The sequence below is a fragment of the Pseudomonas sp. JQ36 genome, from assembly GCF_053851495.1.
The window spans coordinates 5,352,881-5,366,348 of the sequence record NZ_CM132642.1 but is presented as its reverse complement, the minus strand read 5'-3'; the positions used below and the strand labels follow the sequence as shown (position 1 = coordinate 5,366,348).

The window sequence follows — 13,468 nt, the reverse complement described above, 5'->3', positions numbered from 1 at the left end:
TTACTACTCGTCTATACAGGCGAAAGGCTGAAATGCTCAAAGATTTGTAGTAAAACTACACGCCGCCGGAACAACCTGTCGGCAATCCAAGAATTTTAAATCGTCTGCCCACAAGGCCAGTCGCAAACTCAGGCAACCGATTCTGGAAGCCTTTCCGCCCTGGAGCAAGCCATGCAAGACCTCGATCCCGTCGAAACCCAGGAATGGCTGGACGCCCTGGAATCGGTTCTCGACAAAGAAGGCGAAGACCGTGCTCACTATCTGATGACCCGTATGGGTGAACTGGCGACCCGCAGCGGTTCGCAGCTCCCTTACGCCATCACCACGCCTTACCGCAACACCATCCCGGTAACCCACGAAGCACGCATGCCTGGCGACCTGTTCATGGAACGCCGCATTCGCTCGCTGGTGCGCTGGAACGCGATGGCCATGGTAATGCGTACGAACCTGAAAGATTCTGACCTGGGTGGTCACATCTCCAGCTTCGCTTCCAGCGCGACCCTGTATGACATCGGCTTCAACTACTTCTTCCAGGCCCCGACCGACGAACACGGCGGCGACCTGATCTACTTCCAGGGCCACACCTCGCCAGGCGTTTACGCCCGTGCATTCATGGAAGGCCGCATCACCGAAGACCAGATGAACAACTTCCGCCAGGAAGTCGACGGCCAGGGCCTGTCGTCCTACCCGCACCCTTGGCTGATGCCTGACTTCTGGCAGTTCCCGACCGTATCCATGGGTCTGGGTCCGATCCAGGCGATCTACCAGGCACGCTTCATGAAGTACCTGGAACACCGCGGTTTCATCCAGCCGGGCAAACAGAAAGTCTGGTGCTTCCTGGGCGACGGCGAGTGCGACGAGCCGGAATCCCTGGGCGCGATCTCCCTGGCCGGCCGCGAGAAGCTGGACAACCTGATCTTCGTCATCAACTGCAACCTGCAGCGCCTCGACGGCCCGGTTCGCGGTAACGGCAAGATCATCCAGGAACTCGAAGGCGTGTTCCGCGGTGCACAGTGGAACGTGACCAAAGTCATCTGGGGCCGTTTCTGGGACCCACTGCTGGCCAAGGACGTCGACGGCATCCTGCAACGTCGCATGGACGAAGTCATCGACGGCGAGTACCAGAACTACAAAGCCAAAGACGGCGCGTTCGTTCGCGAGCACTTCTTCAACACGCCTGAACTCAAGGCGATGGTTGCCGATCTGTCCGACGACGAGATCTGGAAACTCAACCGTGGTGGCCACGACCCGTACAAGGTCTATGCGGCGTACCACGAAGCGGTCAACCACAAAGAACAACCTACCGTCATCCTCGCCAAGACCATCAAGGGTTATGGCACCGGTGCCGGCGAAGCGAAAAACACTGCGCACAACACCAAGAAAGTCGACGTCGACAGCCTGAAGTTGTTCCGTGACCGCTTCGACATCCCGGTCAAGGACGAAGAGCTGGAGAACCTGCCGTTCTTCAAGCCAGAGCCAAACAGCGCCGAAGCCCGCTACCTGAGCGAGCGCCGTGCCGCACTGGGCGGTTTCGTACCTCAGCGCCGCGCGCAGAGCTTCAGCGTACCGACCCCGGACCTGGACACCCTGAAAGCCATCCTCGATGGTTCGGGCGACCGTGAAATTTCCACCACCATGGCCTTCGTGCGGATCCTCGCGCAACTGGTCAAGGACAAGGAAATCGGCCCGCGCATCGTGCCGATCATCCCGGACGAAGCCCGTACCTTCGGTATGGAAGGCATGTTCCGTCAGCTGGGCATCTACTCCTCCGTCGGCCAGCTCTACGAGCCAGTCGATAAAGACCAGGTGATGTTCTACAAGGAAGACCAGAAAGGTCAGATCCTTGAAGAAGGCATCAACGAAGCAGGCGCCATGAGTTCCTTCATCGCTGCCGGTACTTCGTACTCCAGTCACAACCAGCCGATGCTGCCGTTCTACATCTTCTACTCGATGTTCGGCTTCCAGCGTATCGGTGACCTGGCCTGGGCCGCTGGCGACAGCCGTACCCGTGGTTTCCTGATCGGCGGCACCGCCGGCCGTACCACCCTGAACGGTGAAGGCCTGCAGCACGAAGACGGTCACAGCCACCTGCTGGCCGCGACCATCCCGAACTGCCGCACCTACGATCCAACCTACGGCTACGAGCTGGCGGTGATCATTCAGGACGGCATGAAGAAGATGACCGAAGAGCAACAGGACATCTTCTACTACATCACCGTGATGAACGAGTCGTACCAGCAGCCAGCCATGCCGGCCGGTGCCGAAGAAGGCATCAAGAAAGGCATGTACCTGCTCGAAGAAGACACCCGCGATGCAGCGCATCACGTACAGCTGATGGGCTCCGGCACCATCCTGCGTGAAGTGCGTGAAGCGGCGAAGATCCTGCGTGAAGAGTTCAACATCGGCGCTGACGTATGGAGCGTCACCAGCTTCAACGAACTGCGTCGCGACGGCCTGGCCGTAGAGCGCAGCAACCGCCTGAAGCCTGGCCAGAAGCCTAAGCAGAGCTACGTTGAAGAGTGCCTGAGCGGCCGTAAGGGTCCGGTGATTGCCTCTACCGACTACATGAAGCTGTTCGCCGAGCAGATCCGTCAGTGGGTACCGTCCAAGGAATTCAAAGTCCTGGGCACCGACGGTTTCGGCCGCAGCGACAGCCGCAAGAAACTGCGTCATTTCTTCGAAGTCGACCGTCATTTCGTGGTGTTGGCAGCCCTGGAAGCACTGGCTGACCGTGGTGATATCGAACCTAAAGTCGTGGCCGAGGCCATCGTCAAGTTCGGCATCGACCCGGAAAAACGCAACCCACTGGACTGCTGAGGAGACATTTTGTGAGCGAACTCATTCGCGTACCTGACATCGGCAGCGGTGAAGGTGAAGTAATTGAACTGTTTGTGAAGGTCGGCGACCGTATCGAAGCCGACCAGAGCATCCTGACCCTGGAATCGGACAAGGCCAGCATGGAAGTGCCGGCCCCGAAAGCCGGCGTCATCAAGAGCCTGAAAGTGAAGCTGGGCGACCGCCTGAAAGAAGGCGACGAACTGCTTGAGCTGGAAGTCGAGGGCGCCGCGCAAGCGGCCCCTGCACCTGCTGCTGCACCGGCTGCAAAAGCTGAAGCCAAACCGGCTGCCGCTCCTGCTGCTGCCGCGCCAGCCGCTGCCCCTGCTGCCGCTTCGGTGCAGCAAGTGCACGTGCCGGACATCGGCTCGTCGGGCAAGGCGCAGATCATCGAGATCCAGGTCAAGGTCGGCGACACCGTCGAGGCTGATCAATCGCTGATCACCCTGGAATCCGACAAGGCGAGCATGGAAATCCCGTCGCCTGCCGCGGGCGTGGTCAAGGCCATCAGCGTCAAGCTCAACGACGAAGTCGGCACTGGCGACCTGATTCTGGATCTGGAAGTGGCGGGTGCTGCGGCCCCGGCTGCGGCCGCTCCGGCTCAGGCTGCTGCGCCGGCCGCTGCCGCTGCGCCTGCTCCTGCGGCAGCCCCGGCTGCTCCAGTGGCTGACAGCGTTCAGGACATCCACGTTCCGGACATCGGTTCGGCCGGCAAGGCCAAGATCATCGAAGTCCTGGTCAAGGCTGGTGACAGCGTTGAAGCCGACCAGTCGCTGATCACTCTGGAATCCGACAAGGCAAGCATGGAAATCCCATCGCCTGCCGCTGGCGTGGTGGAAAGCGTTTCGATCAAGCTGGACGACGAAGTCGGTACCGGCGACCTGATCCTCAAGCTGAAAGTCAAAGGCGCGGCCCCTGCTGCTGCCCCGGCTCCAGCTGCCGCCGCTGCTCCTGGCGCTCCGGCGCCAGCCGCTGCTGCTCCGGCTGCCGCTGCACCTGCTGCTGCCGCTCCGGTTGCTGCTCCGGCCAAGCCAGGCGCGAAGGTTCACGCCGGCCCTGCCGTGCGTCAACTGGCCCGCGAGTTCGGCGTCGAACTGAGCGCCGTTGGCGCCAGCGGTCCGCACGGTCGCATTCTGAAAGAAGACGTGCAGGTTTACGTCAAAGCCATGATGCAGAAGGCCAAGGAAGCACCGGCCGCTGCCGCTGGCGCAACCGGTGGCGCGGGCATCCCGCCGATTCCGGTCGTGGACTTCAGCCGCTTCGGTGAAATCGAAGAAGTGCCGATGACCCGCCTGATGCAGGTCGGCGCTGCCAACCTGCACCGCAGCTGGCTGAACGTGCCGCACGTGACGCAATTCGACTCGGCGGACATCACCGAGCTGGAAGCCTTCCGTGTTGCGCAGAAAGCCGTCGCGGAGAAGGCCGGCGTCAAGCTGACCATCCTGCCGTTGCTGCTCAAGACCTGCGCGCACCTGCTCAAGGAACTGCCGGACTTCAACAGTTCGCTGGCGCCAAGCGGCAAGGCGATCATTCGCAAGAAGTACGTCAACATCGGTTTCGCGGTCGACACCCCGGATGGCCTGCTGGTACCGGTCATCAAGAACGTCGACCAGAAGAGCCTGCTGCAACTGGCCGCAGAAGCTGCTTCGCTGGCTGAAAAAGCCCGTACCAAGAAGCTCTCTTCGGACGAGATGCAAGGCGCCTGCTTCACCATTTCCAGCCTCGGCCACATTGGCGGCACCGGCTTCACGCCGATCGTCAACGCGCCGGAAGTGGCGATCCTCGGTGTTTCCAAGGCAACCATCCAGCCAGTCTGGGACGGCAAAGCCTTCCAGCCGAAACTGATGCTGCCACTGTCGCTGTCCTACGATCACCGCGTGATCAACGGCGCTGCTGCTGCACGCTTCACCCAGCGTCTGGGCAGCCTGCTGGGCGACATCCGCACCATCCTGCTGTAAAGCGTTCGGCCCTCCGGCAACGGAGGGCCGATTGCGTTCCACGTTTTCGAGCGCCACACGCTCGTACCTCAACCCCGTCAGTTTGACGGGGCTTTTTTTGCCCGAAGAAAAGTTACAACGCTTTTATTCCTACAACTTCGGTCTACTTAAGCCACGAGTCCAGTCCACTTCGCGCCGATATTTTTTATCCGCCGACAACTAACCTTGGCGGCACAAGTTAAACGAATAACTTGCTAAACACTGACCGTTATTCAAGTATCAATTCGAATGGATTCGAACATGTTAAAACCAACTGTCGGCCCGATTATTGGCCATACAACAACTAATCACGCACGCATCTTCATGCGCGGCGACTCGCAAAACAATGCCGGCGTATTTGCCGGCCTGCGTTATCGAAAGCGCGACAGCAAACAATGGTCAAATAGCCTTTTTTCCCGTTTAAGTGCATTGCGCGATTTTTGCCAGGTCTTTTCATTGAATGACCTGGAGAGCCATTGCGAGTACGAATATCAGGCGGGCTGGTTCAGCCCCATGAGCCCTGCGCATACCGTCGAGAGCATCGCCGAATTGCCTTTGCAATGGCCGCGCGAGATCTACCGTTTTCGCACCCGCGCCAGCGACGCCGCGCAGCCACGCGCTTACATCATCGGCTCCTGTCGCTACTTGCGCATGACCGCCGGCATTGCTTCCCTGCCCCAATTTGGCGACCGCATATTCGCCTCGATCAATCAGTTGATTGAAGGCGCCGAGCCGCCGATCAGCGCCACCCTGATGACCGGAGACCAGATCTATGTCGACGACCTCAACCTGATTGCCCCGGATCGCGAATACAAGGACATCCTCGAAAAATATCGCACGGCGTTCTCACAATCGAATATTCAGCAGCTGATGTCCGGCACTTCGACTTACATGATCCTCGACGATCACGAAATTGAAGACAACTGGCCGGCGAACGCCAGCAAGTCCGATCATGAGTTATACCGCAACGCAATGGCGGCGTATGAGTTGTATCAAGCCAGTCATAGTCCGGCGCATGAACTAACAGTTGATGGCGAGATCGATCACTCGAAACTGGCGCGTTACTGGTATCAGTTCAGCGATGGTGATATTGAATGGTTTGTCACTGATAGCCGGACTCGGCGCAACCTGGCTGCTGATGATCGACGCATCCTGGACAGCGAGCAGGAACAGGCCCTGGTCGCCTGGCTGAGCACCAGCAAGGCACGAGTCAAATTCGTGGTCACCAGCGTGATGTTCTATCCGGATCGCAAACTGCACGGCGATGATGCCTGGAAAGCCTTCCCGGAGCAGCGCCTGCGCCTGCTGGAAACCATTCGCACCCGACAGATCAGGAATGTCGTATTCGTCTCGGGCGACGTGCACGGCTCGCTGACCTCGCGCCTGACCCACAGCGAAGACCCGGACTTCGAAGTCCACACCATCGTCTCCTCGCCGTTGTGTAACAGCAAACTGTTGCCCTATGCCAAGGCGTCGACGTTCATTCTTGATCAGCCACTGGTGCGCACTGCAGCGGGCGACTATCAACATGAGTTGACCTGCGCAGTGGTCAGCGAAGACAACTTCGCGCATGTGGTGGTCGAGACTGATCAGATTTTGATCAGTTACCATGATCGGGATGGCAAGAAACTGCAATCGATCAGCCTGAAATTACGTTGAGATCCTGAAAGATCGCAGCCTTCGGCAGCTCCTACATTGGTATGCATCGCCTGCAGGAGCTGCCGCAGGCTGCGATCTTTTGCTCTTTTCCAAGAGGGGCTGGAGAAATGCGCTATGCGGCCGACACATTCTTATAGCACTTGGCCTTCATCTCTCTTGTCAGTCGGTGCCGCAATGATGCAACCTTGCCGCAGGCAACAGTAAAGAGGGCGAGAGCCCGGCGCGTTCAGCATATTTCCAAGCGAGTTCCTTCATGAAGAGCCAACCCGATGCCGCCAGCCGTATGGCGGCCGAGGTAGTGACGCAGTTGCCTGTGCCCTCGCGGCTCGGCATGCTGCGTTTCGAGCGCTTGAATGAAGCCAGTTGGGCGATGCTGTTTCTCGATCCCAATTGCGAACGCCAGTTCGGCCAGCCGGCCGTTGAACTGTGTGCTCTGGTCGGCTCGCCCTACGCCAGCCTGATGGAGCCCGAAGCGCGTTATCAACTGCACGACAATATTCAGCAACAACTGTGCAACAGCCCGCATTATCTGGTGCGCTACACCCTGCACACCGCCGCTGGCGACTTGAGCATCCTCGAACTCGGCGAAGCCTATAAGCAGCACAATCGACACTTGCTGCGCGGTTATCTGCTGGCGGTCGATAATGTGTTCGACGAGGCACCAGCGTTGCCCTCGGTCGACCTCGAAACCCAGAACTCGCGCCTGCAGATCGCCCTCGAACTCAACCAGCGCGCCCAGCAGGAACAACTGCAGCACCTCGATCGCGTACGCGCCCAGCAGGATCTGATTCTGCTGCTCGCCCGCCAGCGCTACAGCAGCCACAACTCGCTGCAGGAAGCCGCCGAACTGATCACCCGCTGCGCCTGCGATATCTATGAAATCGACTGCGCTAGCCTGTGGAACCTCGAAGGCAATCTGCTGGTGCCGATTTCCGCGTATCACCGCGCCACGCAGGAATACATCCTGCCGGAGGTGATCGACATCAGCGGATTCCCCGACTACATGGAGGCGCTGCACGGCAGCCGCGCCATCGACGCGCATAATGCGATGCGCGACCCGCGCACCCGCGAGATGGCCGAAGCCCTGCGCCCGCGCGACGTCAACGCGATGCTCGACGCCAGCATCCGGGTCGACGGCCAGGTGGTCGGCGTGCTCTGTCTGGAGCAGACTGGGGTCACTCGCGCCTGGCAGTCCGATGAAATCGCCTTTGCCGGTGAGCTGGCCGACCAGTTCGCTCAGGTCATCAACAACCACAACCGCCGCACCGCCACCAGCGCCCTGCACCTGTTCCAGCGCGCGGTCGAGCAAAGCGCCAACGCCTTTCTGCTGGTCAATTGCGACGGCGTGGTCGAGTACGTCAACCCCAGCTTCACCGCGATCACCCAGTACTCCACCGAGGAAGTTCACGGCCAGCGCCTGTCGGAACTGCCGGCGCTGGAGAACCTCAGCGAGCTGCTGTTCGACGCGCCCTCGGCGCTGGCCAAAAGCAACAGCTGGCAGGGCGAATTCAAGAGCCGGCGCAAGAACCTCGAACCGTACTGGGGCCAGTTGTCGATCTCCAAGGTGTACGGCGACAACCGTGAGCTGACGCACTACATCGGCATCTACGAAGACATCACCCAGACCAAACTGGCGCAGCAGCGCATCGAACGCCTGGCGTACACCGACAACCTGACCAACCTCGGCAACCGCCCGGCGTTTATCCGCAATCTGGACGAGCGCTTCGCCCGCGATAGCGATACGCCGATCAGCCTGCTGCTGGTGGACATCGACAACTTCAAGCGGATCAACGACAGCCTCGGTCACCAGACCGGCGACAAACTGTTGATCAGCCTCGCCCGGCGCCTGCGCAACAGCCTCAGCCCGAGTGGCAGCCTTGCGCGCTTCGCCAGTAACGAGTTTGCGGTGCTGCTCGACGACACCGACCTCGCCACCGGCCAACAGATTGCCAATCAACTGCTGGCGACCCTCGACAAACCGATGTTCGTCGACAACCAGTTGATCAGCGTCACCGGCTCCGTGGGCCTGGCCTGTGCGCCGCTGCATGGCCGCGATCCGCAGACCCTGATGCGCAACGCCGGCCTCGCGCTGCACAAGGCCAAGGCCAACGGTAAACACCAGGTCCAGGTGTTCACCGAAGCACTGAATGCCGAGGCCAGCTACAAGCTGTTCGTCGAGAACAACCTGCGCCGCGCCCTGACCCAGAACGAGCTGGACGTGTTCTACCAGCCCAAGCTGTGCCTGCGCAGCGGTCGCCTGCTGGGCATGGAAGCGCTGCTGCGCTGGAACCACCCGGAGCGCGGCATGATTCGCCCGGACCAGTTCATCAGCGTTGCCGAAGAGACCGGCCTGATCATCCCGATCGGCAAGTGGATCGCGCGTCAGGCCTGCCGCATGAGCAAGGCGCTGACCGCGGCGGGCATGGGCAACCTGCAAGTGGCGATCAACCTCTCGCCGAAGCAGTTCTCTGATCCGGATCTGGTCGCCTCGATCGCCAATATCCTCAAGGAAGAAGCGCTGCCGGCCAATCTGCTCGAACTGGAGCTGACCGAAGGCCTGCTGCTGGAAGCCACCGAAGACACCCACTTGCAGCTCGACCAGCTCAAGCGCCTGGGCCTGACCCTGGCCATGGACGACTTCGGTACCGGTTACTCGTCACTCAGCTACCTGAAGAAATTCCCGATCGACATCATCAAGATCGATCGCAGCTTCATCCACGAAATCCCCGACAACCAGGACGACATGGAAATCACCTCCGCGGTGATCGCCATGGCCCACAACCTGAAACTCAAAGTCGTGGCCGAAGGCATCGAGACCGCCGAGCAACTGGCGTTCCTGCGTCGCCACCGCTGCGACGTCGGCCAGGGCTACCTGTTCGACCGGCCAATCCCCGGCGCCGAGCTGATCCAGGCGCTCAAGCGCTACCCGCGCGGCCCGCTCTGCCTCTAGCCCCCACAGATATCCCTGTCGATGAATTCCCCTTGTGGGAGCGGGCTTGCTCGCGAATGCGGTTTGTCAGGCAATGTTGATATCGACTGACACACCGCTTTCGCGAGCAAGCCCGCTCCCACATCTGAATAGTGCGAAATCCGGCATCATTCGGCACACTGGCGGTCTGACTTTTTACATCCCATCCTGACTGAGAGGAACGATCATGGTTCTACGCTCGGAAATTCTGGTGAACAAAAACGTGCTACCGACCAAAGATCAAGCTCTGCCCGGCCGCGAAACTGCGATGACCCTGCCTGAAAAGCATTTCGTCTTCGAAGAAACTCCGCTGCTCGGCCCGTTTTTCCAGGACGTCGACTTTGCGATCTTCGGCTTGGGTTGCTTCTGGGGTGCGGAACGCCGTTTCTGGCAGCGCGAAGGCGTGGTCAGCACGGTGGTCGGCTACGCCGGCGGCTACACGCCGAACCCGACCTACGAAGAAGTCTGCTCGGGCCTGACCGGCCACGCTGAAGTAGTGCTGGTGGTGTATGACAAGGCCAAAGTCAGCTACGAAGAGCTGCTGGCGATGTTCTGGGAACTGCATAACCCGACCCAGGGCATGCGTCAGGGCAACGACATCGGCACCCAGTACCGTTCGGTGATCTACGCGACCAGCCTGGAGCACCTCGACGCGGCGCTGAAGAGCAAAGAGGTGTATCAGGCTGAACTGTCGAAGGCGGGTCTGGGCGAAATCAGCACCGAGATCGAGCTGGCGCCGACCGTGTACTTCGCCGAGGCTTATCACCAGCAATACCTGGCGAAAAATCCTGAAGGTTATTGCGGGATTGGCGGCACCGGCGTGTGCATGCCACCGAGCCTGGCGGGTAACTAAGTCCTAAAAGCATCGCGGGCAAGCCCGCTCTCACAAGGTCGTGCGCGATTCCAGAATCTGCGCGAACCCTGTGGGAGCGGGCTTGCCCGCGAAGGCGTCCGATCAGACACCGTTAAACCAATTGATCAGCTCTCGGCGATCAACCAATCCATCTGCCACCCACCCTGGGTCTGCCCAAGCTTTTTGGCCAACCACGGCAGCAGCTCACGCAATTCTTCCTCCAGCCCCCACGGCGGATTGGCAATCGCCATCCCGGACCCGTTCAGGCTGTTCGGCGTATCCAGCGGATGCACCAGCAACTCCACGCGCAGCAACTTCGGCGCGCCGGTACCGGCCAGATCCTGATAAAACCGCCGCAACGCACGCTGATCCTTCACCGGGTACCAGATCGCCGCCACGGTTTGACGCATCCGGCCAATCGCCTCTTTCAGCGACGCCGCACACTTTTGCATCTCGTCGAGCTGCTCGAACGGCGGATCGATCAGCATCACCGCACGCTTCTCCTGCACCGGCAGCATCGCCCGCGCCACATGCCAGCCCTCGCCCAGATGCACCTTGACCCGACGGTCGCCGGCCATGTTCTCTTTGAGCTGCACGCCGTCTTCCGGGTGTTTCTCGTTGAGCATCACCCGGTCCTGCGGTCGGGTCAGACGCCGCGCCAGCTCCGGCGAACCCGGGTAGTAGCGCAACTGGCCATCCGGGTTCATCTCGTGCAGCACCATCATGTAGTCGGCGGTCAGCGCCGGCAGATCCGGCTGATCCCACAAGCGCGCAATGCCTTCCAGATACTCGCCGGTACGGTTGGCCTGATCGCCCTGCAAGTCATACAGACCGATACCGGCGTGCGTGTCGAGATAGGCAAACGGCTGCTCCTTGCGCGACATCAGGGCGATGAGGCGGGTCAAGGTCAGGTGTTTGAACACATCGGCGTGATTGCCGGCATGGAAGGCGTGACGATAATTCATGGCTGCTCCTGCGAAGGGCGCAAAGTTTACCTTTTACCGGGCGGCAAGTCAGGGGTTGGCGGCCGAGCGGCCCCCAACAGCAAAGATCGCAGCCTGCGGCAGCTCCTACACAGAATTGGCGTACCCCCTGTAGGAGCTGCCGAAGGCTGCGATCTTCTGCTCTTGCCTTTGTGGCGAGGGAGCTTGCTCCCGCCGGGTTGCGAAGCGTTACAAGACCTAAATCCCGATTCCGTCTGACACCGCGACAATCTGGTTACGGCTGCTGCGCAGCCAAGCGGGAGCAAGCTCCCTCGCCACAAAAACTGTCTCAGGCTTACAGGGATGGGTTGCCGAGGCGTTTGCCGATGACATCCAGCACATCGCAGCCGTCACGCAGCGGAATGGCGCAGAGCATGGCGAAGTCGCTGAGGATGATCGAGTCGCATTCGACCGAGCCGCGCATGCACATGTTTTCCAGCACCTGCGGTAGTTTTGGGCGGTCTCCCGCAACTCTATGAGCAACATAAAGAAACATCTTCCTCAGGCTAACCGTCGTCTCACGAGCGAAGGGAGTGCGAATATCCGCTCCACTGAAAACCTGTAAAGAGGGAAATTTACATGGGAAGAAAAGTGGTCGGAATCGGCGCGCCTACATCAACTGGTGGTGTGGTTCTGGAAGGAAACGTTGGAATCAACATTGATTACGCGGTGAGCACTTCATCCATCGGCCACATGGCAAGTTGTCCTGTATGCCCTCCAGGCAAAGGTCCCATCGTAGCTGTCGGCCCACGAACAATCACTTTACCGGCTGGCCTGGTTGCACTTGAGGGCGACTATGTCGCGTGTGGCTGCCCGCCAAAATCCAACACTGTTCTCTTTGCTCAATCCTCTGTCTTTGGTGGCGGGGAACATAGCGCTGCGAGCTTTTCTCCCATCGTCCCTTTGATCCCTGAACCGAAGAGCATCCAGCGCATAACGTTCTCGTATGGAGAAAACCAGACACCCGTCGATTCGATATCGCGCTTCTATTGCGACTTGAATATTCATGTGAAAACTTCCGGCTATTTACCGGGAGAGACCGTGGCTGTAACGATCAGCGGTACGACAGAAAAAAAACTGACCGGGACGGTGGGGGCAAAAGGCATAGCGATCATTCCAAACGCTTTTCAAGGTGAATTCTTCGACATGGAAGGAGAAGTCTAGTGGCTCAGCTCAATATCAGTGCCGGTGGCGTAACCTCAAACATAGTTGTCAAAAGACCAAAGTTCAGCACCCTATGGACTGCCTACGCAGAGGTCGGCCTCAAAAACTCGATTGATGTTTATGCACTGGTTGGAGGTAATGTCGAAGCGGCCAGAGCAGAAAAGCCTGATGCTTACGCGAACGCTTGCGCCCTTAGAATAAGTAGAGGATTTAACTATGGCGGCTACAAAATCCCGAAAGGAACGATCATTCCCAGCAAATCCATCTATCGCCTTGCCGGCGCAGACCAACTCCCGTACATCATGAAGGTCGCAGATTTCCTTGCCTTCCTGAAACACAATTGGGGGGCTCCGGATCATGAATTGAAACTCAGTGAGGCTGACTTCATCAATGGCAAGAAAGGCGTGATTATTATGGAAATCACCGGGTGGACCGACGCGACCGGTCATGCGACCTTGTGGAACGGTAGCTCCACCGGAGACAACAGCGACTACCATCGCCCGAATAGCCACACTTATGATCGGCCAGACGTAAAACTCGAAAAAATCAATTTCTGGGAGCTAAAGGGATGAAATTCCAGCTATTCATTGCGGTAGGTATTCTTGGCGCATCTGTAAATGCCTTCTCAAATGAAGCAAATCTAACCACCGCAAGAGTTTCATTGAAGAATTACGGCCTCGCCAACTGCATATCAAATCAATTCAAGAGTGAATCAGATATCAAATCGGATCTCGGCCTCGCTATTGGCGCTTACTCCGTAATGGGCAAGGGACAACACGCGATTTTGCAGAACGAAGACACACTTGAAGTCATCCATGATCCCTATGTGGAAACAGAGAAGTACGTGGCGGATGCTTACGCCAAGACTTCTTCAACCAGCAAGCAGTCTGGAAAAAATATCGTGTTCTATTCTTGCCTTGAAATTTACAACTCCCCTGCATTCGACGCCTTTATCAAGTCACAAGATCAGTATCTGCAGAACTAAATTCTTCTCAGCAGGCTAGTGATCCTTCCGTCGATAGAGGCTGGA

At 58.8% G+C, this 13,468-nt stretch carries 10 protein-coding genes; 8 read left to right on the top strand and 2 right to left on the bottom strand.

The genetic code is table 11. From position 1 onward, the window contains the following. The first annotated feature begins 171 nt into the window (after nt 1-171). From aceE to msrA, 5 genes are all read left to right on the top strand, one after another. A complete protein-coding gene (gene aceE, locus ACS4NR_RS24225; protein ID WP_003220999.1) occupies nt 172-2,817 on the top strand; it encodes a pyruvate dehydrogenase (acetyl-transferring), homodimeric type in 2,646 nt (881 codons plus the stop codon). 11 nt (nt 2,818-2,828) lie between these two features. Beyond that, on the top strand, nt 2,829-4,793 hold the full coding sequence (gene aceF / locus ACS4NR_RS24220; RefSeq protein WP_456018523.1) for a dihydrolipoyllysine-residue acetyltransferase: 1,965 nt from the start codon (nt 2,829-2,831) through the stop codon (nt 4,791-4,793). 279 nt (nt 4,794-5,072) lie between these two features. Then, nucleotides 5,073-6,470, top strand: coding sequence for an alkaline phosphatase D family protein (locus tag ACS4NR_RS24215; protein WP_456018522.1), 1,398 nt, complete (start codon nt 5,073-5,075; stop codon nt 6,468-6,470). Nucleotides 6,471-6,723: 253 nt separating this feature from the next. Next, entirely contained in the window at nt 6,724-9,420 is a 2,697-nt protein-coding gene (locus ACS4NR_RS24210) for a putative bifunctional diguanylate cyclase/phosphodiesterase (protein WP_095138069.1), read from the top strand. A 205-nt stretch (nt 9,421-9,625) separates the two neighbouring features. Beyond that, nucleotides 9,626-10,291, top strand: a complete 666-nt coding sequence (gene msrA, locus ACS4NR_RS24205; protein WP_456018521.1) for a peptide-methionine (S)-S-oxide reductase MsrA — start codon at nt 9,626-9,628, stop codon at nt 10,289-10,291. A 125-nt stretch (nt 10,292-10,416) separates the two neighbouring features. Here the strand turns inward: msrA and ACS4NR_RS24200 are convergent, their stop codons facing one another. Continuing rightward, a complete protein-coding gene (locus ACS4NR_RS24200; RefSeq protein WP_456018520.1) occupies nt 10,417-11,256 on the bottom strand; it encodes a 23S rRNA (adenine(2030)-N(6))-methyltransferase RlmJ in 840 nt (279 codons plus the stop codon). A 313-nt stretch (nt 11,257-11,569) separates the two neighbouring features. Next, nucleotides 11,570-11,770, bottom strand: a complete 201-nt coding sequence (locus tag ACS4NR_RS24195) for a hypothetical protein (protein WP_152546145.1) — start codon at nt 11,768-11,770, stop codon at nt 11,570-11,572. A gap of 83 nt (nt 11,771-11,853) precedes the next feature. Here ACS4NR_RS24195 and ACS4NR_RS24190 point away from each other — a divergent pair, with 83 nt between their 5' ends. From ACS4NR_RS24190 to ACS4NR_RS24180, 3 genes are read left to right on the top strand one after another with little or no spacing between them, the layout of a single operon-like run. Further along, the gene (locus ACS4NR_RS24190) at nt 11,854-12,438 is read left to right on the top strand and encodes a PAAR domain-containing protein (RefSeq protein ID WP_007967327.1); all 585 of its coding nucleotides are present in this window, start codon (nt 11,854-11,856) and stop codon (nt 12,436-12,438) included. After that, nucleotides 12,438-13,010 (top strand): type VI secretion system amidase effector protein Tae4, encoded by a 573-nt coding sequence (locus ACS4NR_RS24185; protein ID WP_007967325.1) that lies wholly within the window; start codon nt 12,438-12,440, stop codon nt 13,008-13,010. Before ACS4NR_RS24190 ends, ACS4NR_RS24185 begins: the two co-directional genes overlap by 1 nt. Beyond that, nucleotides 13,007-13,423 carry a hypothetical protein gene (locus ACS4NR_RS24180; protein ID WP_456018519.1) on the top strand — a complete coding sequence of 139 codons (417 nt, stop codon included), beginning with the start codon at nt 13,007-13,009 and terminating at the stop codon, nt 13,421-13,423. The genes ACS4NR_RS24185 and ACS4NR_RS24180 overlap by 4 nt, the downstream gene beginning before the upstream one ends. The last annotated feature ends 45 nt before the right edge of the window (nt 13,424-13,468 follow it).

Bases quoted from the DNA above. Each gene is read 5' to 3' on its own strand.
- aceE (WP_003220999.1), top strand. From the start codon at position 172: ATGCAAGACCTCGATCCCGTCGAAACCCAGGAATGGCTGGACGCCCTG.
- ACS4NR_RS24215 (WP_456018522.1), top strand. From the start codon at position 5,073: ATGTTAAAACCAACTGTCGGCCCGATTATTGGCCATACAACAACTAAT.
- ACS4NR_RS24210 (WP_095138069.1), top strand. From the start codon at position 6,724: ATGAAGAGCCAACCCGATGCCGCCAGCCGTATGGCGGCCGAGGTAGTG.
- msrA (WP_456018521.1), top strand. From the start codon at position 9,626: ATGGTTCTACGCTCGGAAATTCTGGTGAACAAAAACGTGCTACCGACC.
- ACS4NR_RS24200 (WP_456018520.1), bottom strand. From the start codon at position 11,256: ATGAATTATCGTCACGCCTTCCATGCCGGCAATCACGCCGATGTGTTC.
- ACS4NR_RS24195 (WP_152546145.1), bottom strand. From the start codon at position 11,770: ATGTTTCTTTATGTTGCTCATAGAGTTGCGGGAGACCGCCCAAAACTA.
- ACS4NR_RS24190 (WP_007967327.1), top strand. From the start codon at position 11,854: ATGGGAAGAAAAGTGGTCGGAATCGGCGCGCCTACATCAACTGGTGGT.
- ACS4NR_RS24180 (WP_456018519.1), top strand. From the start codon at position 13,007: ATGAAATTCCAGCTATTCATTGCGGTAGGTATTCTTGGCGCATCTGTA.